19 protein-coding genes are annotated in these 21,966 nt (G+C 74.2%); 5 read left to right on the top strand and 14 right to left on the bottom strand.

What is annotated here, in order from left to right; translation table 11 throughout:
* Positions 1-99 precede the first annotated feature (99 nt).
* A complete protein-coding gene (locus ACL02R_RS00420; protein ID WP_412794761.1) occupies positions 100-903 on the top strand; it encodes an SAM-dependent methyltransferase in 804 nt (267 codons plus the stop codon).
* 101 nt (positions 904-1,004) lie between these two features.
* On the opposite strand, the gene ACL02R_RS00415 is transcribed toward ACL02R_RS00420, so the two are convergent.
* The 8 genes from ACL02R_RS00415 to ACL02R_RS00380 all read right to left on the bottom strand — a co-directional run bounded on the left by ACL02R_RS00415 (position 1,005) and on the right by ACL02R_RS00380 (position 9,772).
* Positions 1,005-3,224: an NADP-dependent isocitrate dehydrogenase gene (locus ACL02R_RS00415; RefSeq protein WP_412794760.1), complete on the bottom strand. Its 2,220-nt coding sequence runs from the start codon at positions 3,222-3,224 to the stop codon at positions 1,005-1,007.
* Between the two features lie 133 nt (positions 3,225-3,357).
* Complete coding sequence (locus ACL02R_RS00410) at positions 3,358-4,356, bottom strand: ABC transporter substrate-binding protein (protein WP_412794759.1); 999 nt, start codon at positions 4,354-4,356, stop codon at positions 3,358-3,360.
* A 133-nt stretch (positions 4,357-4,489) separates the two neighbouring features.
* Entirely contained in the window at positions 4,490-5,242 is a 753-nt protein-coding gene (locus tag ACL02R_RS00405; RefSeq protein ID WP_412795152.1) for an amino acid ABC transporter ATP-binding protein, read from the bottom strand.
* A gap of 20 nt (positions 5,243-5,262) precedes the next feature.
* Positions 5,263-6,273, bottom strand: a complete 1,011-nt coding sequence (locus ACL02R_RS00400; protein WP_412794758.1) for an amino acid ABC transporter permease — start codon at positions 6,271-6,273, stop codon at positions 5,263-5,265.
* Entirely contained in the window at positions 6,270-6,818 is a 549-nt protein-coding gene (locus ACL02R_RS00395) for a GNAT family N-acetyltransferase (RefSeq protein ID WP_412794757.1), read from the bottom strand. Before ACL02R_RS00395 ends, ACL02R_RS00400 begins: the two co-directional genes overlap by 4 nt.
* Positions 6,815-8,182: an NtaA/DmoA family FMN-dependent monooxygenase gene (locus ACL02R_RS00390; protein ID WP_412794756.1), complete on the bottom strand. Its 1,368-nt coding sequence runs from the start codon at positions 8,180-8,182 to the stop codon at positions 6,815-6,817. The genes ACL02R_RS00395 and ACL02R_RS00390 overlap by 4 nt, the downstream gene beginning before the upstream one ends.
* Before the next feature lie 58 nt (positions 8,183-8,240).
* Positions 8,241-9,458 carry an LLM class flavin-dependent oxidoreductase gene (locus ACL02R_RS00385; RefSeq protein WP_412794755.1) on the bottom strand — a complete coding sequence of 406 codons (1,218 nt, stop codon included), beginning with the start codon at positions 9,456-9,458 and terminating at the stop codon, positions 8,241-8,243.
* 179 nt (positions 9,459-9,637) lie between these two features.
* Complete coding sequence (locus tag ACL02R_RS00380; protein WP_412794754.1) at positions 9,638-9,772, bottom strand: hypothetical protein; 135 nt, start codon at positions 9,770-9,772, stop codon at positions 9,638-9,640.
* Positions 9,773-10,112: 340 nt separating this feature from the next.
* On the opposite strand from ACL02R_RS00380, the gene ACL02R_RS00375 reads away from it, so the two are divergent.
* Positions 10,113-11,246 (top strand): LLM class flavin-dependent oxidoreductase, encoded by a 1,134-nt coding sequence (locus ACL02R_RS00375; protein WP_412794753.1) that lies wholly within the window; start codon positions 10,113-10,115, stop codon positions 11,244-11,246.
* 85 nt (positions 11,247-11,331) lie between these two features.
* On the opposite strand, the gene ACL02R_RS00370 is transcribed toward ACL02R_RS00375, so the two are convergent.
* Positions 11,332-12,468, bottom strand: a complete 1,137-nt coding sequence (locus ACL02R_RS00370) for a glycoside hydrolase family 19 protein (RefSeq protein ID WP_412794752.1) — start codon at positions 12,466-12,468, stop codon at positions 11,332-11,334.
* Between the two features lie 337 nt (positions 12,469-12,805).
* On the opposite strand from ACL02R_RS00370, the gene ACL02R_RS00365 reads away from it, so the two are divergent.
* Positions 12,806-13,957 carry a S1 family peptidase gene (locus ACL02R_RS00365; RefSeq protein WP_412794751.1) on the top strand — a complete coding sequence of 384 codons (1,152 nt, stop codon included), beginning with the start codon at positions 12,806-12,808 and terminating at the stop codon, positions 13,955-13,957.
* A gap of 306 nt (positions 13,958-14,263) precedes the next feature.
* Here the strand turns inward: ACL02R_RS00365 and ACL02R_RS00360 are convergent, their stop codons facing one another.
* From ACL02R_RS00360 to ACL02R_RS00345, 4 genes are read right to left on the bottom strand one after another with little or no spacing between them, the layout of a single operon-like run.
* A complete protein-coding gene (locus ACL02R_RS00360) occupies positions 14,264-14,818 on the bottom strand; it encodes a GNAT family N-acetyltransferase (RefSeq protein WP_412794750.1) in 555 nt (184 codons plus the stop codon).
* 60 nt (positions 14,819-14,878) lie between these two features.
* Entirely contained in the window at positions 14,879-16,975 is a 2,097-nt protein-coding gene (locus ACL02R_RS00355; RefSeq protein ID WP_412794749.1) for an iron ABC transporter permease, read from the bottom strand.
* Between the two features lie 7 nt (positions 16,976-16,982).
* A complete protein-coding gene (locus ACL02R_RS00350; protein ID WP_412794748.1) occupies positions 16,983-17,978 on the bottom strand; it encodes an ABC transporter substrate-binding protein in 996 nt (331 codons plus the stop codon).
* Positions 17,979-17,991: 13 nt separating this feature from the next.
* Complete coding sequence (locus ACL02R_RS00345; RefSeq protein ID WP_412795151.1) at positions 17,992-18,807, bottom strand: ABC transporter ATP-binding protein; 816 nt, start codon at positions 18,805-18,807, stop codon at positions 17,992-17,994.
* Between the two features lie 148 nt (positions 18,808-18,955).
* Here ACL02R_RS00345 and ACL02R_RS00340 point away from each other — a divergent pair, with 148 nt between their 5' ends.
* Entirely contained in the window at positions 18,956-19,342 is a 387-nt protein-coding gene (locus tag ACL02R_RS00340; protein WP_412794747.1) for a hypothetical protein, read from the top strand.
* Between the two features lie 16 nt (positions 19,343-19,358).
* On the opposite strand, the gene ACL02R_RS00335 is transcribed toward ACL02R_RS00340, so the two are convergent.
* Entirely contained in the window at positions 19,359-20,240 is an 882-nt protein-coding gene (locus ACL02R_RS00335; RefSeq protein ID WP_412794746.1) for a LysR family transcriptional regulator, read from the bottom strand.
* 127 nt (positions 20,241-20,367) lie between these two features.
* Between ACL02R_RS00335 and ACL02R_RS00330 the strand changes: the two genes are divergently transcribed.
* Positions 20,368-21,780, top strand: a complete 1,413-nt coding sequence (locus ACL02R_RS00330; RefSeq protein ID WP_412794745.1) for an MFS transporter — start codon at positions 20,368-20,370, stop codon at positions 21,778-21,780.
* Positions 21,781-21,966: the final 186 nt, after the last annotated feature.

Raw genomic sequence — 21,966 nt, 5'->3', positions numbered from 1 at the left:
GAAGCACCCGTTCCCATAACGACGTTGGGCATCGCGGGTTACTGCGGGAACATGTCTTCCATGACCCCCGTACGCCCAGAACGGAGCGGAGAGACCACCATGAGCACGTCCGACGCGCAGAGCGTCCCCGCCGGCATCGACACCTCGGTGCCCCACTCGGCGCGCATCTGGAACTACTGGCTCGGCGGCAAGGACAACTACCAGGTCGACCGCGAGGCCGGCGACGCCTACCGCCGCACCGTCCCGGACATCGACGCCATGGCCCGCGCCTCCCGGTACTTCCTGACGCGCTCGATCCGCTTCCTCGCCGGGGAGGCGGGGATACGGCAGTTCCTCGACGTCGGCACCGGCCTCCCGACGGTCGACAACACGCACGAGGTCGCGCAGCGCGTCGCGCCGTCCAGCAAGATCGTTTACGTCGACAACGACCCGCTGATCCTGCTCCACGCGCAGGCGCTCCTCACCTCGGCGCCCGAGGGGGTCACGCAGTACATCGACGCCGACCTGCACGCCCCCGAGACGGTGCTCGCGGAGGCCGCGAAGACGCTCGACTTCAGCAGGCCCACCGCGCTGATCCTGTCGGACGTGCTGGGCCACGTGGCCGACTTCGGCGTGGCACGGAACATCGTGCGCCGCCTGGTGGCGGGCCTGTGCCCCGGCAGCTATCTGATGCTCAGCCATGGCGCCGCGACCGATCCCGAGCTGATCGCCGCGCAGGACACGTACAACGACACCGGCGCCGTCCCGTACATCCTGCGGTCGGGCGAGCAGATCACCGCCTTCTTCGACGGGCTCGAACTGCTCGAACCGGGCGTCGTCCCCATGCCCGAGTGGCGGCCCGACGTGCAGGTGGGGGACTACCCGGCGAGCGTCGGGATGGGCGGCGTCGCCCGCGTGCCGTGACCGGCGGCGCACGCGGGTGAGGGAACGCGTACGCCCCGGCCGGGCGGGAAGCCGCCTGGCCGGGGCGTACGGGCTTACGGGCGTACGGCGCGGGCTGCGCGTCAGGCGAGCGAGTCGATCGCCTGGTTGAAGGTCTTCGACGGGCGCATGACGGCCGCCGCCTTCTCCGGGTCGGGCTGGTAGTAGCCGCCGATGTCGGCGGGCGAGCCCTGCGCCGCTGCCAGCTCGCCGACGATGGCGGACTCCTGCTCGGCCAGCGTGGCCGCGAGGCCGGCGAACGCCGCGGCCAGCTCGGCGTCGTCGGTCTGCGCGGCCAGCTCCTGGGCCCAGTAGAGCGCCAGGTAGAAGTGGCTGCCACGGTTGTCGATGCCGCCGACGCGGCGGCTGGGGGACTTGTCCCGGTCGAGGAACGTCGCCGTCGCCCGGTCCAGGGTGTCGGCGAGGACCTGGGCCCGCGCGTTCCCCGTGGTCTGCGCCAGGTGCTCGAAGCTGACGGCCAGCGCGAGGAACTCGCCCAGGCTGTCCCAGCGCAGGTAGTTCTCCTTGACGAGCTGCTGCACGTGCTTGGGGGCCGAGCCGCCCGCGCCCGTCTCGAAGAGGCCGCCGCCGTTGATCAGCGGGACGACGGACAGCATCTTCGCGCTGGTGCCCAGCTCCAGGATCGGGAAGAGGTCCGTCAGGTAGTCACGCAGCACGTTGCCGGTGACGGAGATGGTGTCCTCGCCCTTCCTGATGCGCTCCAGGGAGAACGCCGTCGCCTTCTCGGGGGACATGATCGCGATGGTCAGGCCCTCCGTGTCGTGCTCGGGGAGGTACGCGCGGACCTTCTCGATCAGCCGGGCGTCGTGCGCGCGGTCCTCGTCCAGCCAGAACACGGCGGGTGCGCCGGTGGCGCGCGCCCGGCTCACGGCCAGCTTGACCCAGTCGCGGACCGGCACGTCCTTCGTCTGGCACATGCGGAAGATGTCGCCCGCGCTCACCGTCTGCTCCAGGACGACGGCGCCGTCCCCGTCGAGCACGCGCACGGTGCCGGTGGCCGGGATCTCGAACGTCTTGTCGTGGCTGCCGTACTCCTCGGCCTTCTGCGCCATCAGGCCGACGTTCGGGACGGAACCCATGGTGGCGGGGTCGAAGGCGCCGTTGGCGCGGCAGTCGTCGATCACGACCTGGTAGACACCGGCGTAGCTGCTGTCCGGGATGACGGCGAGGGCGTCGGCCTCCTGCCCGTCGGGGCCCCACATGTGGCCCGAGGTACGGATCATCGCGGGCATGGACGCGTCCACGATGACGTCGCTCGGCACGTGGAGGTTGGTGATGCCCCGGTCCGAGTCCACCATCGCAAGCGCGGGGCCCGAGGCCAGCTCGGCCTCGAACGACGCCTTGATGCCGGCGCCCTCGGGCAGCGACTCCAGGCCCTTGAGGATGCCGCCGAGCCCGTCGTTCGGCGTGAGACCGGCCGCGGCCAGGGTCCCGCCCCAGGTGGCGAACGTCTCGGGGAAGAACGCGCGCACCACGTGGCCGAAGATGATCGGGTCGGACACCTTCATCATGGTGGCCTTCAGGTGGACGGAGAACAGCACGCCCTCGTCCTTGGCACGCGCCACCTGCGCCGACAGGAACTCGCGCAGCGCCGCCACCCGCATCACGGAGGCGTCCACGATCTCGCCCGCCAGGACCGGCACGGACTCGCGCAGCACGGTGGTGGTGCCGTCGTCGCCGGCCAGCTCGATGCGCAGCGCCCCGTCGGCGGCGACGACGGCGGACTTCTCGGTGGAGCGGAAGTCGTCCGCCGTCATGTGGGACACGCGGGTCCGGGAGTCGGACGACCAGGCGCCCATGCGGTGCGGGTGGTTCTTCGCGTAGTTCTTGACCGAGGCGGGGGCGCGGCGGTCGGAGTTGCCCTCGCGCAGGACGGGGTTGACCGCGCTGCCCTTCACCTTGTCGTACCGGGCGCGGATGTCGCGTTCCTCGTCGGTGCGCGGGTCGTCCGGGTAGTCGGGCAGCGCGTAGCCCTGCTCCTGGAGCTCGGCGACGGCCGCCTTGAGCTGGGGGATGGACGCCGAGATGTTCGGCAGCTTGATGATGTTGGCGCCGGGGGTGCCGGCCAGGGCGCCCAGCTCGGCGAGCGCGTCGTCGATGCGCTGGTCCTCCGTGAGCCACTCGGGGAAACCGGCGATGATCCGGCCCGCCAGCGAGATGTCACGGCTCTCCACGCGCACGCCCGCCGTCGAGGCGTACGCCTCCACCACCGGCAGGAACGAATACGTCGCCAGGGCCGGGGCCTCGTCGGTGTGGGTGTAGATGATGGTCGAGTCAGTCACCGGATGCTCCGCTCCACGTCTCCACGTCTGCAACATTGCTCGACATCAAGATATCTCGTGCGCGGTGCGCGTTCGACAGGGCTCCCGTCCGCCGCGCACGGCCGGACCGGGCGGCCCGGCCGTGCCGGGTCGCTCACTCCTCGGGCCTGGGCAGCCCCGGCGGGTTGATCTCGGACGCGTCGAGCGCCTCGTCGGACAGGCCCCAGCGCTCCAGGACCTCGGCGTAGGCGCCGTTGTCGATCACCTCGTTGAGCGCCGCCGCGAGGGCCTCCACCAGCCCGTTGTCCTTCCGCGTGGTCGCCGCGATCTCCCCCTGGAGCGCGTCGCCGCCGCCGGAGAAGACGCCGACGACCTTGGTCTCGCCGCTCACCCTGGCGTGGTAGGCGGCGCTGGGGTTCGGGCCGAGGTACGCGTCGAGCCGCCCGGAGCCGAGGGCGAGGTAGTAGTCGGTGGGGTTGGCGTAGTACGCGATCTCCACCGGGTCGAGGCCCGCCTCGACGTTCTGCTCGTTCCACTCGACGAGGATCTGCTCCTGGTTGGTGCCGGAGCCGACGCCGATGGTCCTGCCCGCCACGTCCTCGGGGCCCTCGACGGTCCAGTCGGCGTTCACGGACGTCTCGAACGCGACGCTGTCTAGCCGGTAGGTGGCGAAGTCGTACTTCTCCTTGCGTTCCTCGGTGACGGTGATGTTGCTGAATCCCACGTCGTACTGCCCGCTGTCGAGGCCGACGAAGATGTTGGCCCAGTCCACGGTGCTGAACGAGACGTCGAGGCCGAGCACGTCGCCGACCAGCACCGCGACGTCCGTCTCGCTGCCGATCACGGTCTCGTCGTCGGTCGCGTAGAAGTTCAGCGGCGGGACGGCGCCCACCGAGTTCACGACCTCCAGGGTGCCGCGCTCGCGGATCTCCTCGGGGACGAGCGCGGCGATCTCGGGGACCTCCTCGGCGCGGACGCGGTCCTGGTCGGGGCTGGTGTTCACCCCCGGGTCGTCCGAACCGGCGGAGTCGCCCGGGGCGGCGCCGCCCGTGCCGCCCTCCGGCTCGTCGGGCTCGCCGCAGGCCGTGAGCGCTGCGGCGAGCGCGAGGGTCAGGGCGGCGGCGGTTCTGCGGCGGGCGGTGCGTGGCGTCATGGCTGCTCTTTCCGGGAGGGACGAGACGGGGTGGTGAGAAAAGAAGAGAAAGGGGGAGGAAACGCCCGCCGGACGGCCGGGCCGGTCCGCCGCCCCGGCGTACGGGTGGCCGGGGCGGCGGACGGGCGGACGGTCAGAGGACCCGGGAGAGGAACGCCCGCGTCCGCTCGTGGCTCGGCCGGTCCAGCACGTCGGGCGGCGGGCCCTGCTCGACGATCCGCCCCCGGTCCATGAAGACGACCGTGTCGGCCACCTCGCGGGCGAAGCCGATCTCGTGCGTGACGACGATCATCGTGGTGCCGGAGCGTGCCAGGTCCCTGATCACGCCGAGCACCTCGCCGACCAGCTCGGGGTCGAGTGCCGACGTCGGCTCGTCGAAGAGCAGGACCTTCGGCTCCAGCGCCAGCGCGCGGGCGATCGCCACCCGCTGCTGCTGCCCGCCGGACAGGCGGCGCGGGTAGTCCGCCTCGCGGTCCGCGAGCCCGACCCGGGCGAGCAGGGACCGCGCCGGCGCGACGGCCTCGCGGCGCGGCCTGCGCAGGGCCGACACCGGCGCCTCGATCACGTTCTCCAGCACGGTCAGGTGCGGGAAGAGGTGGAAGTTCTGGAAGACGAAGCCGATGTGCGCGCGCTGCCTGAGGACGTCGCGCTCCTTCAGTTCGCGCAGCGTGCGCCCCGCGCGCCGGTAGCCGATCAGCTCCCCGTCGATGCGCACCGAGCCCCGGTCCGGCTTCTCCAGGTGGTTGATGCCGCGCAGCAGCGTGGACTTGCCCGACCCGGACGGGCCGATCACGACGGTCACCTCCCCGGCCCGCACCCGCAGGTCCACGCCGCGCAGCACCGGAAGGGCGCCGAACGACTTGTGGACGCCGCGCACGTCCACCATCACCCCGCCCGTCCCGCCGCTCACCCGGCACCTCCCGCCGCACGCGCAGTCCCCGGCCGCCTGCCGCCCGCCAGCTCCCGCAGCCGCCGCACCGGGCTCTCGGCGGCCCGCGGCGTCGCGCCCCGCGCGAAGCGCCGCTCCACGGAGTACTGGGCGACGGTCAGCACCGTCGTCAGCACGATGTACCAGACCGTCGCGACCATCAGCAGCGGCACGACCCGCCCGTTGCGCCCGTAGATCACCTGCACCTGGTAGAACAGCTCGCCGATCGCCATCACCGACACGATCGACGTGCCCTTGAACAGGGAGATGATCTCGTTCGCCGCGTTCGGCAGGATGCCGCGCATCGCCTGGGGCAGCACGATCCGCCGCCACTGCCGCAGCCGCGGGATGCCGAGCGCCGCCGCCGCCTCGCGCTGCCCCGGGTCCACCGCCAGCACGCCGCCGCGCACGATCTCCGCCGCGTACGCCGCCTGGTGCAGCGCCAGGCCGATCACGGCGGCCGTCATCGCGCCGATCAGGTCCATCGTCCCCACGCTCCACAGGACGGGGCCGAACGGGACGCCGAAGCCCAGCTCGCGGTAGAGGTACGCCAGGTTGAACCAGAACAGCAGCTGCACGATCAGCGGGATCGAGCGGAACGCCCACACATACGCCCACGCCACGCCGCGCAGCACCACGCTGCGGGACAGCCGCATCAGGCCGAGCACGACCCCGAGCGCGAAGCCGAGCAGCGTGCCGTACAGGGTGAGCTGGACCGTCAGCCAGACCGCCCGCAGCACGCTGTCGGCCAGCAGGTAGTCGAAGAAGACCGGCCAGTCCCACGCCGGGTTGGTGACCAGGCCGTGGGTGAACTGGGCCACCAGCACGAGGACCGTGAGGCCGGCGAGCCAGCGCCCGTAGTGCCGGGCGGGCACGATGCGCAGGCCGGAGAGGTCGTCCTCGCCGTGCGGCTCGGGCTCGTGCGCGCGTTCCCGCTCCGGGGCGGCGACGGCGGACGGCGGGCCCTCTCTGTGGGCGTCCGATGTCATGGTCGGGTCCCTCCCGGTCTTCCGGCAGCCGGTACGGCGCCGAGGAGCTTCTCGAACGGCAGCGGCCCGATCGTCTCCGGGTCGGCCGCCGTGTCGAACAGCGGCGTGTACCCGGCGGCGAGGTACAGCCCGCGCGCCTCCGGCTGCCGGGGCCCGGTCGTCAGGTACACGCGGCGGTACCCGCGTACGGCGGCGGCCCGTTCCAGCTCCTCGACGACCCGGCGCGCCAGCCCGCGCCTGCGGTGCGCCGCGTGCGTCCAGATCCGCTTCAGCTCGGCGGTCCGCCCGTCGTACCGCCGGTACGCGCCGCCCGCCACGGCCTCGCCGTCCCGCAGCAGGAGCAGCAGCAGGCCGTCCGGCGGGGCGAACTCCGCGTCCGGGTAGCGCGCCATCTCGTCGGAGGCGACGGGCCCGTACCGCGTGACGTACTCCCGCTCCAGGTCGCGCAGCATCGGTCCGCACAGCGGGTCGGAGAGCCTGACGGGGACGACGGTGAGGCCGTCCGCCTTCGCGGTCGTCGCCGTCCCGGTGTCCTGGGCCGTCATCCGTCGGCCCCCGCCGGCGCGGGGATGCCGAGGTTGTCGCGCAGCGTGCCGCCGGTGTACTCGGTGCGCAGCGAGCCGCGTTCCTGGAGCAGCGGCACCACCTTGTCGACGAACTCGTCGAGCCCCGACGGCACCAGGTGGGAGCCGAGGATGTAGCCGTCCGAGCCGTCCCGCTGGACGAAGTCGTCCAGTTCGTCGGCGATCCGCGTGGGCGTGCCGACGAACTCCGCCCGCCCGAAGACGTGGATGGCCAGCTCGCGCAGGCTGTAGCGGTGCGCCTCGGCGATCTCCCGCCACTGCGCGACGGTCCTGCGCGCGTCCTGGAAGATGCTCGCCCGCCCCTGGATGAAGCGGGGTTCGTCCGTGCTCGGTTCGACGTCGGGCAGCGGCCCGTCCGGGTCGTAGCCGGACAGGTCGCGGTTCCAGACGGTCTCCAGCAGGATCTGCGCCGTCTTGCCGCTGATCTGCCGCAGCACGATGTCCCGGTGCCGCTCGACGGCCTCCTCCTCCGTCTCGCCGAGCACGACGTGCGCGGACGGCAGCAGCTTCACGGACCCGGGCGCGCGCCCCTGCCGTGCGGCCCTCGCCTGCACGTCGTGGTAGAACTCCCGTGCCTGCTCCAGCGGTTGGAGGGGGCAGAAGACGGCGTCGGCGCCCCCGGCGGCGAAGTCGCGGCCCTGCGGCGAGCCGCCCGCCTGGAGGATCACCGGGTGCCCCTGCGGGCTGCGCGGTGTCGCGAACCGCCCCTCGATGCCGAACTGCTTGCCCGAGTACGCGAACGCCCCGGCGTCCGCGCGGCGCAGGAACGCGCCGCTCTCCTTGTCGGCCGCGACGGCGTCCCCGTCCCAGGAGTCCCACAACTGCCGCGCCGCCGCCAGGAACTCCTGCGCCCGCACGTACCGGTCGTCCCGGTGCAGGAAGCCGCCGCGCCGGAAGTTCCGCCCGGTGAACGCGTCGAAGGAGGTGACGACGTTCCACCCCGCGCGCCCGCCCGAGAGGTGGTCGAGGGACGCGAGCTGCTTGGCCAGCTCGTACGGTTCGTTGAACGTCGCGTTGAACGTGCCGACGAGCCCGAGGTGTTCGGTGACGGCGGCCAGCGCGGCCAGCAGCGGGAACGTGTCGGGCCGTCCCACGATGTCCTGGTCGAAGACGAGCCCGCCGCGCTCGCGCAGCGCCAGGCCCTCGGCGAGGAAGAAGAAGTCGAACTTCCCCCGTTCCGCCGTCTGCGCGACATGCCGGAAGGTCGAGAAGTCGATCTGGCTCCCGGCCCGCGGATCGGACCAGACGGTGGTGTGGTTGACGCCGTTGACGAAGGCGCCGAGGACGATCTGCTTCTTGTGCTTCCGCTGGGCTTCCGCGCTCATGGACGCCGTCCGATCGGGAGGGGGGTGGGAAAGGGGACGCGGGGCGCGCGGGCGCCGGTCACCGGACGGCCGCGTAACGGTTGGCGGGCCTGCCGAGCCCGAGGAGGCCGCGCAGGGTGTCCGCCTCGTAGGCGGTGCGGAACACACCGCGCCGCTGGAGTTCGGGCACCAGCGCGCCGGTGATGGCCGCCAGGTCGTCGGGGAGGACGGCGGGCCGCAGCCGGAAGCCCGTCAGGCCGCCGTCGCGCAGCGCCAGCAGCAGGTCCGCCAGCTCGGCCGCCGTCCCCGTGAACACCTGCGTGTCGCTCGCCGGCGCCCCGCCCGCCCGCGCGTCGAGCGCGGCCCTGCGGTCCCCGGCCTCCGCGGCCGTCGCGGCGAGCGTCACGTCGAGGTCGCCGAAGACGTGCACGGTCTCCCCGCCGCGCCCGGCCGCCGCCTGCTCGGCGCGCACGTCGGCGACGGCCGCCCGCGCGTCCTCGCCGTCGCGCGGCGTGACGTACACGACGTCCGCCGACCGCGCGCCGAGGCGGCGGGGCGCGGCGGCGTGCGCCAGGACCGTCACGAGCGGCTGCCCCTGCGGCGGGCGCGGCACGATCGACGGGCCCCGCACGCTGAACCAGCGCCCGGCGAAGTCCACGTAGTGCAGCCTGTCGCGGTCCACGAACCGCTCGGTCGCCGCGTCGCGGATCTCCGCGTCGTCCTCCCAGCTGTCCCACAGCCGCCTGACGGCCTCCACGAAGTCCTCGGTCTCGCCGAACGCGTCCGCCGCCGCCCGCTCGTACTCCTCGGGCGGCGCGAGCCGCCCGCCGGGCCCCGGCGCGGGGAACGGGGCGATCTCCCGCCGCCCGAAGTGCGGCGCCTCCAGCGGGCGCGCGATCTGCGCCCGCCAGCCGCCCCGGCCGCCGCTGATGTGGTCGAGCGTCGCGACGGCCTTGGAGATGTGGAACGGCTCGGTGTGCGTGACCGTCACGGTCGGCACCAGGCCGATGTGCCGCGTCAGCGGCGCCACGCGGGAGGCGACGAGCACCGCGTCCAGGCGGCCGCGTACGAGGTCGGTGCGGTCGTCGGGCGCGTTCGCGTCCGTGGACTGGAGGGCCAGCGCGTCCTCCAGGGTCACGAAGTCGAGCAGCCCCGACTCGGCCAGGGCGACGAGGTCGGCCCAGTAACGGGCGGTCAGCAGCTCGCCTGGCCTGGCGCGCGGCTCGCGCCAGGCCGCCGGATGCCAGCCCGCGCCGTCGAGGGCGACCGCGAGATGGAGATGGTCGGGAGTGGGCATCGTGCGCTCACCTTCTGGGACGGGGCTGCCGGGAAGGGGGAGGAGGCGTCAGGACGCGGGCGCGCCGGTACGGCGCGGCGCGCGCCGCGCCGGGCGGAGCCAGGGGGATGACGGAGCGACGGGAGCGCACGGCGCGTACGGACCGCGCGCGGCGCGGGGAACGGGCGCGTGACCCGGGGTCAGCTACAGAGCGAACCGGCCGAGCGGCGCAGGTCGATGGCCAGCCGCCGGAACAGGGGCACGCGCTGTGTGATCCGGCGGGGCGCGGCGAAGGCGTACGGGAGAGCCGTGGTTCCGTGCGGGACGCGGGTCATGCGTGTGCCTCCTCACCCGGGGCGCGACGGGCCCGGCGGAGGCCGCCGGGCGGATGACGGGAAGCTAACAGGGGCTCTTCCGGCTTGTCCATGGGTCTCCTGGGCGGCCGGACGGGGGCGGCGCGCGTTCGGGACGGCAAGTGCGCCGCTCAGGGGCCTGACCGCGCCCGGCGGGCCCGTATGTGTGTCCATGCCATGGTCACAGCATCGCAACATTGGGTGGTCACAGTGGGACCGTGCGTTCGACCGGACGTCCTTCGGGCGGCCTTCCCGTGCCCCGGCGCGTGCCCCGGCGCGTGGCCGCCCGACGTGCCGACGACCCCAGGGAGACACCCACCGCATGAAGCCACCCGTGCCCCTCTCCGTGCTCGACCTGGTACCCGTCAGCTCCGGCTCCACGGCCGCGCAGGCCCTCCGCAACACCGAGGAACTCGCCCGCAGGACCGAGGAGTTCGGCTACCACCGCTACTGGCTGGCGGAGCACCACCTCAACCCTGGAGTCGCCGGCACCACGCCCGCGCTGGTCATCCAGCTCGTCGCGCGGGCCACACGGACGATCAGGGTCGGCTCGGGCGCCGTGCAGCTCGGCCACCACACGCCGCTCGCCGTCGTCGAGCAGTTCGGGCTGCTCGACGCGCTGTTCCCCGGCCGCGTCGACCTCGGCCTCGGCCGCTCCGGCCCGCCGCGCCTCCCGCCCGGCGCACGCCCCGGCGCGCCGCCGCCCGCCGCGCCCGGCCGGCACACGCCTGAGGGCCTGTACATACCGCCGCGCTTCACCGGCTTCGCCCGGCTGCTCGACTCCCCGCGCTTCCGGCTGCACCAGGCGCTGCTCCAGCAGCCGAAGGCGGAGACGCCGGACTACGCGGAGCAGGTGGACGACGTCCTCGCGCTCCTCGCGGGCACCTACACGGACGGCGAGGCCGACGCGCGCCCCGTGCCGGGCGCGGGAGCGGACGTCGCGGTGTGGGTGCTCGGCAGCAGCGGCGGGCAGAGCGCCGAGGTGGCAGGGGAGCGGGGCCTGCCGTTCGCGGCGAACTACCACGTCAGCCCCGGGACGGTGCTCGATGCGGTCGAGGCGTACCGCGCCGCGTTCCGCCCGTCGGCCGCGCTGGCGGAGCCGTACGTCCTCGTCTCCGCCGACGCCGTCGTCGCGCCCGACGACGCCACCGCGCGCGAACTCGCCACCGGCTACGCCCCCTGGGTGCGCAGCATCCGCAGCGCGGAGGGCGCCATCCCGTTCCCGACGCCCGAGGAGGCCGCCGCGCTGCCGTGGACCGACGAGGACCGCGAGCTGGTCGCCGACCGGGTGGACACGCAGTTCGTCGGCTCTCCCGACACCGTCGTCAAGGGGCTGGCCACGCTGCGCGAGGCGACGGGCGCCGACGAGCTGCTGATCACGACCCTCACGCACGGCCACGCGGACCGGGTGCGTTCGTACGGACTGCTGGCCCGCGCCTGGGCCGAGGCCGGGTGACACGACGTGCCCGCCCCCGGCGCGGGCCGCTGCTCGTCCGTGCCGGGGGCGGTGCCGGTGGCGCTGACGGGATGGGGGCCGGGGTTCAGCAGTACAGGTTGGCGCCGGTCGGGACGCCGAGGATCGACGTGAAGCGCTGGTAGGTGGTGACGCGGCTCTGGACCTGCGTCGGGTTGCCGCCGTTGCACTCCAGCGAGCCGTTGATGCTGCGGATCGTCTCGCCGAAGCCGCGCTGGTTGACCATGGCGTTGTGCGGCGTCATGGTGCCGGGGCCGTTCTGGGTGTTCCAGTACCACAGGGCGGTGCGCCAGGCGATCGCCGAGTCGTTCTGGACGAGCCAGGGGTTGCCCAGCAGGTCGATGCCCAGGGCGTCGCCCGCCGCCTTGTAGTTGAAGTTCCAGCTGAGCTGGATCGGGCCGCGCCCGTAGTAGGCGGCCTGCCCGGCCGGGCAGCCGTACGGCTGGCCCCAGTCGCAGTAGTGCGGGTAGTTGGCGGTGTTCTGCTCCACGATGTGGACGAGGCCGCCCGTCTCGTGGCTGACGTTCGCGAGGAACGCCGCCGCCTCCTGCCGCGAGATCGTCGCGCCGCCGGTGGTGGCGAAGGCGGGGTACGAGCTGAGCGCCGCCGTCAGGCCGCTGTAGCTGTAGAAGGAGTTCCTGCCGGGGAACATCTGGTTGAACTGCGCCTCGGAGACGACGAATCCGCTCGGGTTCGGGTTGCCGCCCCCGGTGGCCGGGGCGTTCCACTTCTGGTTGGCCGCGCCCGTGCAGGTCCAGATCTGGAGGCGGGTGCCGTTCGCCGAGTTGTTGCCGGTGACGTCGAGGCACTTGTCGGCCTGGGGGTTCACGATGTCGCGCGCGGCGGTGACGGTCCAGCGCTGGTTGGCGCCGCCGGTGCAGTCCCACAGGTGGAGCTGCGCGCCGTTGGCGGTGGAGTTGTCGGCGACGTCCAGACACTTGCCGAGGGCGCGGATGGTGCCGTCCGAACCGACGTTCCACTGCTGGGCGTTGGTGCCGTTGCAGTCGTAGAGCTGGACGGGCGTGCCGTTGGCGCTCGACGCGGCCGCGACGTCCACGCACTTGCCGGCCAGCCCGCTGATCTGCCCCGTGGCGGCGGACGCGGGTGACACGGGCAGGACGCTCAGCAGCCCGACGACCAGCGAACCGGCCGCGACGTACCTGACCTTGCGGAGCGCGCGTCTCCACCATTTTTGCATGATCATGACATACCTCTCGCCGGAAGAGGGCGCGGGAGTGACCGATGGGGGTGCCCTCCGGCTGATTGAAGAAGCGGACGCACCCCGCCGTCAAGACTATGGTCTGTACCAATCGTAGACCCGCCCCGCCGCGTCGGGCGCGGAGCGCAACACGGGTGTTCTCGCGACTCGTTGGCGATGCCGCGCCCCGTGCGCCCCGAGTGGGTTCCGGAGGGCTGTCCGTATTGGCGTGGGCATGCCAATATGGCGACGCGACTCCTCAGAAACTCCCAGAGGAGCACGCGTTCGCACACTTCCGCTGTCCCCCACGTTCGCGCCACGAAGCGACAGAAGGAGAACCCCCATGAGACGCGGCATCGCTGTGCGCCTCTCCCTGTCCGCCCTGCTGGTCACCGGAACCCTGGTCGGGACCGGTGCCGCCACCGCCACCGCCGGTGCTGAGGGGAGCGTCGCGCAGCCGCTCTCCGCCGGCCTGCTCAGCGCGCTCCAGCGCGACCTCGGCCTCTCACCGGACGAGGCCCGTACGCGCCTGGCCCAGGAGGCCGACGCCGCCGAGACCGAGCCCGCCGCCCGCGAGGCCGCGGGAGACGCGTACGGCGGCAGCTGGTTCGACCCGGCGCGCGGCACGCTCGTCGTCGCGGTCACCGACACCGGCCGCGCCGACGACGTGCACGCCACCGGTGCCGAGCCCCGGCTCGTCACGCACACCGACGCCGAACTCGGCGCCACCGTGACCGCTCTCGACCGCCTCGACGCACCCGCCTCCGTCGCGAGCTGGCGCGTCGATCCTCGCGCCAACAGCGTCGTCGTCACCCTCGTGACCGGGGCCGAACGGGACGCCGCCACCGAGGACTTCCTCGCCGCCGCCCGCGCGGCCGGGCCCGTCACCGTGTCCGCCACGACGACGCGCGCCCCGGAGACGTTCGCGGCCGGGACGGTCGGCGGCGACCCGTGGTACACCGGCAACGTCCGCTGCTCCATCGGCTTCTCCGTGCACGGCGGCTTCGTGACGGCCGGGCACTGCGGCCGCGCCGGGCAGCAGGCGTACGGCTGGGACCGGTCCCTGATCGGGCAGATCCAGGGCTCGTCCTGGCCGGGCAACGACTACGCGTTCGTCAGCGTCGGCAACGGCTGGTGGACCGTGCCCGTCGTCCTCGGCTGGGGCACCGTGCCCGACGTCCTCGTGCGCGGCTCCGCCGAGGCCCCCGTCGGCGCGTCCATCTGCCGCTCGGGCTCCACGACGCACTGGCACTGCGGCACCGTCCTCGGCAAGAACGAGACCGTCAACTACTCCTCGGGCGAGGTGGTCCACCAGCTGACGCGGACGAGCGTGTGCGCCGAGCCCGGTGACTCCGGCGGCTCCTACATCAGCGGCGACCAGGCCCAGGGCGTCACCTCCGGCGGCTGGGGCAACTGCGCCGGCGGCGGCGAGACCTGGCACCAGCCGGTCAACGAGATCCTGGGCGCGTACGGCCTGACACTGCACACCGCCTGATCCGTCGGGCGGCCGTCCCCCCGTGCCGCCGCCGTCAACGCGCGGCGGCGGCACGGGAGACGCGCGCGTCTCCCCCGGCCCAGCGGCCGGGAGTGCCCCCCAGGCGTGTGCGATCGCAAGGCGCCGGATCGCCCTTGTGCCGGGCGTACCGGGGCGATGTGGCGACGCGGCGAGCGTGCGCGCCTGGAGGCGCCGCGAGCAGGGCCACCCGGCACCGGTACCGGTCAGACCCCGCCTCGGCTGACACCGGGGGTAGCCGGGCGGATCGGGACGGGCGCGAGCAGCGGTGATCGTCCCCGCGCGCACTCAGTCCGCGTCCGCGTCCGCGTCCGCGCCCGGCGGCAGGTCGAGCACGTAGCGGTCGAACAGGCCGCCGTCCAGGCGCCGTACCTGCCCCGCGTACGTGAAGCCCGCCCGCACCGCGACACCGGCCGAGCGCGGGTTGCCCGGGTCCACCTGGATCACGCCCTCCGACGCCCCCTCGCCCGCCGCGTACCAGCACGCCAGCCGCACCGCCCGCGTCGCCAGCCCCCGCCCCCGCCACGCGGGGTAGAGGCCGTACGCGATGTTCACCTGGTGCGGTTCGAGGCCGGGCATGGCGAAGCGCAGGTCCACCGTGCCCGCGAGCACCGGGGGTTCACCCACCCGCAGGCCGAACGCGCGCAGCGGCCCGCCGCGTTCCCACTGCTCGCCGCAGTGCCGCACGTGGTCCGCCACGTCGGCACGCGTACCGGCCCCGCCGTTCAGCCAGCGGACCAACTCCTCGTCCTCGCCCGCCAGATGGGCGTCCACATCCCCCGGCAGCAGCGGTGACAGGGTGACATCACCCTCGGTGAGCTTCACGGACGCGGACCCCTGCATCCCCCGATCCTCGGCCCCCGCACCACCGCAGCGCAAGCGCGACGGCGGCGGGGTGACCCGTCACACGCCGCGCGTCCTGCGCAGCAGCCAGAGGAAGTACGGCGTCCCGATCACGGCGGTCAGCAGCCCGGCGGGCAGCTGCGCGGGGGCGATCACCGTGCGGCCCAGCAGGTCGGCGGCGACGACGAGCGTGCCGCCGAGCAGCGCCGCCACGGGCAGCACCCACCGGTGGCGCCGCCCCATCAGCGTCCGCGCCGCGTGCGGTGCGACGAGGCCGACGAACCCGATCATCCCGATCGCCGCGACCGCCGTGGCCGTCAGCACCACGCCGCACGCCAGCAGGAACAGCCGCGTCCGCGGCACGCTCAGCCCCAGCAGGCGCGGGGTGTCGTCGTCCAGCGAGATCAGGTCGAGCCGCCGGTGCGCCGCCCAGGCGAGCGGGATGACGACCAGGCAGCTGATGCCGAGCGGCACCAGGTGCTCGTACGTGCGCCCGTACGTCGAACCCGACAGCCACGTCAGGGCCTTGGTCGCGTTGAACGGGTCGGTCGCGACGATCAGGACCGTCACCAGCGCCGACGTCACGTACGACACCCCGACGCCCACCAGGACGAGCCGGTCGGACGCGAAACCGCCGCGCGCCGACAGCGTGAAGATGACCAGCGCCGCCACGGCAGCGCCCGCCCCCGCCGCGCCGGTCAGCGCCCAGAACCCGACCATCGGCACGTACGTCACCACCAGCACCGCGCCGACCGACGCGCCGCCCGCGACGCCGACGACGCTGGGGTCGGCGAGCGGGTTGCGCGTCACGGCCTGGATGGTCGTGCCCGCCACCGCGAGCGCGGCGCCCGCCAGCAGCGCCGCCGTCAGCCGCGGCATCCGCGTGTCCAGCACGGTCGTGACGAGCGGACCCGCCTCGCCGCGCGCCCACATCGCGAGGTCCCCGAGCAGGAACGTACGGTCGCCCACCAGCGCGGCGGCCAGCAGGACACCCACCAGCGCGGCGGCCACCGTGCCCGTCAGCAGCGCCCGGTGCCGGGTGCCGGTGCCGCGCACCTCAAGTGCCGTGGCCGCGCCGCCGATCGGCGTGGCGCGCAGCCGCAGCGCCAGGCCGATCATCAGCAGCCCGCCGAGCAGCGACGTCACGATGCCGGTGGGGACGCTGACGGCGCTCTGCGCGCCGATGACCGCGCGCAGCAGGACGTCCGCGCCGAGCACGACGCCGATGCCGGTCAGCGCGGACAGCGGGACGAGCGCCCGGTGCCGGTGCAGGCCGGGCACGTGCGGGACCAGCAGCCGGACGATCGCGGGCGCCGCCAGGCCGACGAAGTACACGGGACCCGTCGCGGCGACGGCGGCCGTGGACAGCAGCACGGCCAGCAGCACGACGACCAGCTGCGTCCGCCGCACGGGGACGCCGAGGGCGCGCGCCTCGTCGTCGCCGAGCGCCATGACGTCGAGCCGCCTGCCGTACAGCAGCAGCGCCGCGACACAGGCGAGGACGACGGGGGCCAGCATCCGCATGGTGCCCAGCCCGTTCTGGCTGAGTGACCCGGCGGCCCAGGCGTACAGGCCCGTGCCCTCGTTCGGGTAGAGCAGGAGGAGCGACGTCGTGAGGGACGACAGCGCGAGCGAGACGGCCGTGCCGCCGAGGACGAGCCGCACCGTCCCGTACGCGTCGCCGGTCAGCAGCAGGACGACGACCGCCGCGAGCAGGCCGCCCGCGAACGCGAGGGCGACCTCGCCGAAGAACGGCAGGGACAGGCCGGTGACGGCGCCGGTGACGAGCGCGAGGTGCGCGCCGCCGTTGACGGCCAGGACGTCGGGGGACGCCACCGGGTTGCGCGAGACCGACTGGAGCACGCACCCGGCGGCGCCGAGCGCGGCGCCGACCGTGAGCCCGGCGACGAGCCGGGGGACGCGGGACTCGACGACCACGGCCGTCCCGGTCCCGCCGTCGCGGCCGAGGAGCCAGGACACGAGGTCGCCGACGCCCACCGCGGCGGTGCCCTGCGTGAGGTGCACCGCCGCCAGGAGTGCCAGGACGGCCAGCAGCGTCCCGGTCAGCGCCACCAGCCGCCCGGCCGGGGGGCGTTCCCCGGCCGGGGCGACGGGGGCGGGCCCGGCGGTCCGCCGGGTGAGCGTGCCGATGCTCATCGCGTGGTCAGCTCGCGGCGTCCACGACCGCGTCGATGAACTGCTCCATCGACGCCGGGCCGCCGAACATCCAGATGGCGTCGGGGAAGCGGACCGTGTCGGCGGCGAAGGGCAGCGAGTTCCATACGGAGTTGTCGGCGAGGACCTCGGTGAAGACGTCGGGCTCGCTGTCGTTGGCGATGTACCAGAACGCGGTGTCGTCCGGCAGCGCGGTCAGGCCCTCGACATCGGTCTGGGCGAGCCCGTAGACCGGGTCGAACTCCAGACCCTCGACGCCGCTCCACGCGTTGGTGAGGCCGAGTTCGGCCAGGACCCCGCCGATGAGGGAGCCCTCGCCGAACGGGCGTATGGAGACCGCCTCGCCCGCCTGGTACGCGTCGGCGAAGGCCACGGTCGCGCCCTCGGCCCCCGCTTCGGCGAGCGCGGTGCGGCCGTCGGCCAGCGCCTCGTCGAACGCGTCGCGCATCCCGGCGGCCCGGTCCTCGGTGCCCGTCGCCCGCGCCACGAGGTCGAGGTTGTCCCACATCGTGCCGACCGGGTCGGCCTCGTCGCCGCCGGGGACGACGATGACCGGCGTGTTCTCCTCGATCTGCTCCAGGGCGCCGTCCACCATCTCGTCGGTGGCGAAGACGACGTCCAGGTCGAGCGTGGCGAGCGTGTCCATGCTGGGCTCGCCGCGCGTGCCGATGTCGGTCACGCCGTCGTCGAGCCGCACCGAGCTGTCCCACGTCTCGAAGCCCTCGACGTCGGAGACGCCGACGGGCTGGACGCCGAGCGAGACGAGGTACTCGACCACGTTCCACTCCGTGCCGGCGACGCGGACGGCCGGGCCGTCCAGGGTGACCTCCTTGCCGCGCGCGTCGGTCACGGTCAGGGGCGCGGCGGACGAGTCGGAGCCGGAGCCGGTGTTCTCGTCCTCGGCCGGGTCCTCGGTGGTGCCGCAGGCGGTGAGCGCGGCGAGCGCCACGAGCGTGGCCAGGGCGGGGACGGAGCGGGATCTCAACGAAGTGGTCCTTTCAGGGGTGGTGCGGGTGCTGGGGCCGGCTGAGGCGGCTGTGGTGACGGGCGCGGGGCCGGGTGTGGACCAGGCCGGAGACAGGGTCGTGGTGGACGTCGACGTCGATGCCGTACGCGGCGGAGAGCAGGCTCGCCGTCATCACCTCGGCGGGTGGCCCGGCGGCGGCGACGCGTCCTTCGACGAGGAGCACCACGTCGTCCGCGACCGCGGCGGCCTGGTCGAGGTCGTGCAGGACGAGGCCGACGGCTATGCCGTGCTCGTCGGCCAGGTCGCGCACGATGTCGAGGAGTTCGACCTGGTAGCGCAGGTCGAGGAAGGTGGTCGGCTCGTCCAGCAGCAGGACGGGGGTGTCCTGCGCGAGGCAGCTCGCCAGCCACACGCGCTGGAGCTGGCCGCCCGACAGGCTGTCCACGGGGCGCGCGGCGAGGGCGGTGACGCCGGTCATCTCCATGACGCGCCGGACGACCTCGGGGCCCTCCTCGTCACCGGGGCCCCAGCGGGGCCGGTACGGGTGGCGGCCGTACTCGACCACCTCGCGCACGGTCACGCCGCCCGGGGTCGGGCGTGCCTGTGACAGCAGGGTCAGGCGGCGCGCGAGGTCGCGCGGGGCCAGCTCGCGTACGGCCGTGTCGCCGTCGAGGACGAGGTGTCCCGCCGTCGCGGGGTGGAGGGCCGCCATGGTGCGCAGCAGCGTCGACTTGCCGCTGCCGTTGGGCCCGATGAGCGCGGTCACGCGCCCGGCCGCCAGCCGCACCGAGGCGTCGTGCACGACATCGGTGCCGCGGTAACCCGCCCGCACACCCTCGGCACGCATCGCCGCCGCTCCGGCGGACGCAGAGTTCACTGTCACGCCGACTAAGGTAAGGCATGCCTAACCGTGCTCTTCACCGCCCCCTCACCGTAAGGCCGCCGACGCGCCGGTGAAGCTGGCCACGCGGCCGGGGAACGGCCATGCTGGAGGCATGGGGAGACACGAGGGGGACGATGAACTGCCGGACGTGCGCAACGAGATCAGCGGTGGCGACATCGACGGACCGGTCGGGCAGTTCGGCACGGTGCACGGCGATGTGAACATGCACTGGGCCCGTCCCCAGGACCCCGCGGAACTCGCCCGCGCGATGGAGCAGGCCATGCTCGGCGCGGAACGGGCCCGCCGCGAGGAGGCCGCGCGGCAGCAGCGCCTGCGGCACGAACAGGAGGAGGCGGCGGAGAGCTTCCGGGTGATCGTCGGACTGGTGTGTGCCTGCGTCCTCTTCTGCGTCTTCTTCTTCCTGCTCGACTTCTGGTGGTGGGCCGCCGCCCTCCTCGCCCTCGCGGGCGGGGGGAAGGTCTACGAGTGGATGGAGTGACCGCCCCGGCGCGCGGTCACGGGTGGGCCGCCGCGTAGAGCAGGGCGCGGATCGGCGGGCGGTGGTCCGTGTTCGCCTGCCACACCAGCCGCAGGCTGAGGTCCGGGACCGGGAGGGCGAGGGGGACCAGCGCGCCCGATGCCAGGCTGTCCGCGATCGCGAAGCGCGGGAGCAGCGAGATGCCCAGGCCGTGTTCCGCCCAGGCGCGCATCACCGGCACGCCCCCCGCCCTGATCCGCTCAAGGCCGGGGCCGAGGGCGCGTGTCCCGGCCATCCAGAACGAGCACTCGGGGACGTTCACCAGCAGCCGTTCCCCGCGCAGGTCGTCCGCCGTCAGCGCGGGGCGGCCCGCGAGGGGGTGTGACGGCGCCGCGACCAGCGCCAGCGGCACCGGTTCCACGTCCACGAACGCCAGCGACCCGTCCCCGGCCGCGAAGCCGAGCCCGCCCAGCGCGTCCCCCGTGTCCAGCAGCAGCGCCGCGTCGAGCCGCCCCCCGGCCACGTCGTCCAGGAGCACGGCCCGCGAGCGCTCGGGGCGTACCTCCACCGCCAGGTCGGGACGCCGCCCGGCGAGCCTGGCGAGGACCGGCGGCACATGCGTCCCGGCGAGCGTCTCCAGCGCGCCGAGCCGCAGTGGCGCGCGCTCGCCGCGTACGTCGCGCCGCGCCCGTTCCGCCTGCTCCAGCAGCGTGCGGGCCCAGGTCCGCAGCCGTTCACCCGCCTCGGTCGGCTCCATGCCCCGGGCGCCGCGCACGAACAGCGGCACGCCGAGCGCCGCCTCCAGCGCGTGGACCTGCGCCGACACGGACGACGGCGCGAGCCCCAGCGCGTGCGCGGCGTCGGTCACCGTGCGGTGCCGTACGACCGCCTCGAACGTCCTGAGCTGGCGCAGTTCCATGCCCGGCCCCAACGACCGGGAGCGTGCGGAAATTCCGAACGCTCCCTGCGCCCGCGCCGGTGGAGCCGCCCGCCCCCTCCCGCGCACAGTGGGCCGCGTCCATCCCCTCCCGCTTCCAGGACCCGGCATGACCACTGTGCTTTCCCCCGCCCCCCACCGCCGCCGCGCGCTGACCGGCATCTCCCTCGGCTACTTCATGGTGCTGCTCGACATGACCGTCCTGTCCGTCGCCGAGCCCGACCTCGCCGCGTCCCTCGGCACCTCGATGGCCGGCCTCCAGTGGGCGACCACCGGCTACACCGTCGCGTTCGCCGCCCTCCTGCTCACGGCGGGCGCCGTCGCCGACCGCCACGGCGCCGAACGCGTCTTCCGCGCCGGTACCGCCGCGTTCGCCGCCGCGTCACTGCTGAGCGCCGCCGCCCCCACCTTGGGCGCGCTGGTCCTGCTGCGCGCCGTCTCCGGCGTCGCCGCCGCCGCGTGCGTGCCCGCGTCGATGGCGATGATCGCCCGGCTGTACCCCGCCCCGGCGGAACGGGCGCGCGCCGTAGCCGCCTGGGCCGCCGTCAGCGGGGCGGCCGTCGCGGCCGGGCCCGTCCTGGGCGGCGCGCTCGTGGACGCGGCCGGGTGGCGGGCGGTGTTCCTCGTCAACGTGCCCCTCGGCCTGCTGGTCCTGGCGCTGACATCGGGCCACGCCGCCGACCGCCCGCGCGGCGACCGCCGCGTGGACTGGCGGGCGCAGCTCACGGCGGCCGCCGTCCTCGCCCTGTTCACGGACGCGCTGATCGCCGCCGGTGCCCGCGCCTGGACGCACACGGCCTGGTCCGCCGCCGGGCTCGCCGCCTCGGCCGCCGCCTTCCGCGCCCTCGAACGCCGCAGCCACGCGCCGGTCCTGAACCGCGCCCTGCTGCGCTCCGCCCGCGTACGCGCCGGGCTCCTCGCCGCCGCCGTCGTCAACTTCGCCCTCACCGGCGCCCTGTTCGTCCTGCCGCTCCTCTTCCAGCAGGAACGGCACCTCGGCCCGCTGGAGACCGGCCTCGCCTTCCTGCCGCTGACCGTGCCCTTCGCCGCCAACCCCCCGTTCACCGGCCGGATCGTCGCCCGCAGGGGCCCGAGGCCGCCCGTCCTGGCCGGGCTCGGCCTGCTCACCGGCGGCGGCGCGACGCTCGGCGCGGCGGTCCTCGCCGACGCCGCCTACCCCTGGCTCGCGCTCGGCCTGCTGGCGACCGGCCTCGGCGTCTCGTACGCCCTGCCCGCCCTGGTCACCGCCCTCGTCGGCGCCGCGCCCGAGGGGACGGCGGGGGCGGTCGGCGGGCTGCTCAACGCGGTGCGCCAGGTCGGCGCGACGCTCGGCGTGGCCGTCATGGGCGCGGCGGTCGCGGCGGACACCGGCTGGTCCCTCGTGGTGTCCGCCGCCGTGTGCGCCGCGGCCTGGGCCGTGTTCGCGCTGACGCGCGGGGATGCCGGTACGCGTGCCGGGCGAGCGGAGACCTCCACGTCCGGCACACCCGCCACCGGGAGGGACGCGGCCCGTGCGCGGTGACACGGGGGTGGGCGAACCCGGCAGCCCGAAGAGACGTGCCACTGCGGAAGCTCGCACGCGACGGCCTGGTACCGCGCACGTGCCACCCCGGAGTCCCCTCGCGGGTGGAGTACGGGATCAGCGGTGCTCGCGAACTGGTCGGGCGGCAATCCGGAGAAAGCCCGCCAGGCCAGGACCGATGACGAA

The sequence above is a fragment of the Streptomyces sp. MS19 genome (genome assembly GCF_047200595.1).
In the GTDB taxonomy this organism is placed as follows: domain Bacteria; phylum Actinomycetota; class Actinomycetes; order Streptomycetales; family Streptomycetaceae; genus Streptomyces.
The sequence above is the reverse complement of the archived record's forward strand: the minus strand, read 5'-3'. Positions and strand labels throughout refer to the sequence as shown.

Coding starts and splice junctions, on each gene's coding strand:
- ACL02R_RS00420 (WP_412794761.1), top strand. CDS start 100: ATGAGCACGTCCGACGCGCAGAGCGTCCCCGCCGGCATCGACACCTCG.
- ACL02R_RS00405 (WP_412795152.1), bottom strand. CDS start 5,242: ATGGTGGACGTGCGCGGCGTCCACAAGTCGTTCGGCGCCCTTCCGGTG.
- ACL02R_RS00395 (WP_412794757.1), bottom strand. CDS start 6,818: ATGACGGCCCAGGACACCGGGACGGCGACGACCGCGAAGGCGGACGGC.
- ACL02R_RS00370 (WP_412794752.1), bottom strand. CDS start 12,468: ATGATCATGCAAAAATGGTGGAGACGCGCGCTCCGCAAGGTCAGGTAC.
- ACL02R_RS00335 (WP_412794746.1), bottom strand. CDS start 20,240: ATGGAACTGCGCCAGCTCAGGACGTTCGAGGCGGTCGTACGGCACCGC.
- ACL02R_RS00380 (WP_412794754.1), bottom strand. CDS start 9,772: ATGACCCGCGTCCCGCACGGAACCACGGCTCTCCCGTACGCCTTCGCC.
- ACL02R_RS00330 (WP_412794745.1), top strand. CDS start 20,368: ATGACCACTGTGCTTTCCCCCGCCCCCCACCGCCGCCGCGCGCTGACC.
- ACL02R_RS00400 (WP_412794758.1), bottom strand. CDS start 6,273: ATGACATCGGACGCCCACAGAGAGGGCCCGCCGTCCGCCGTCGCCGCC.
- ACL02R_RS00340 (WP_412794747.1), top strand. CDS start 18,956: ATGGGGAGACACGAGGGGGACGATGAACTGCCGGACGTGCGCAACGAG.
- ACL02R_RS00345 (WP_412795151.1), bottom strand. CDS start 18,807: ATGCGTGCCGAGGGTGTGCGGGCGGGTTACCGCGGCACCGATGTCGTG.
- ACL02R_RS00390 (WP_412794756.1), bottom strand. CDS start 8,182: ATGAGCGCGGAAGCCCAGCGGAAGCACAAGAAGCAGATCGTCCTCGGC.
- ACL02R_RS00365 (WP_412794751.1), top strand. CDS start 12,806: ATGAGACGCGGCATCGCTGTGCGCCTCTCCCTGTCCGCCCTGCTGGTC.
- ACL02R_RS00410 (WP_412794759.1), bottom strand. CDS start 4,356: ATGACGCCACGCACCGCCCGCCGCAGAACCGCCGCCGCCCTGACCCTC.
- ACL02R_RS00355 (WP_412794749.1), bottom strand. CDS start 16,975: ATGAGCATCGGCACGCTCACCCGGCGGACCGCCGGGCCCGCCCCCGTC.
- ACL02R_RS00375 (WP_412794753.1), top strand. CDS start 10,113: ATGAAGCCACCCGTGCCCCTCTCCGTGCTCGACCTGGTACCCGTCAGC.
- ACL02R_RS00385 (WP_412794755.1), bottom strand. CDS start 9,458: ATGCCCACTCCCGACCATCTCCATCTCGCGGTCGCCCTCGACGGCGCG.
- ACL02R_RS00360 (WP_412794750.1), bottom strand. CDS start 14,818: ATGCAGGGGTCCGCGTCCGTGAAGCTCACCGAGGGTGATGTCACCCTG.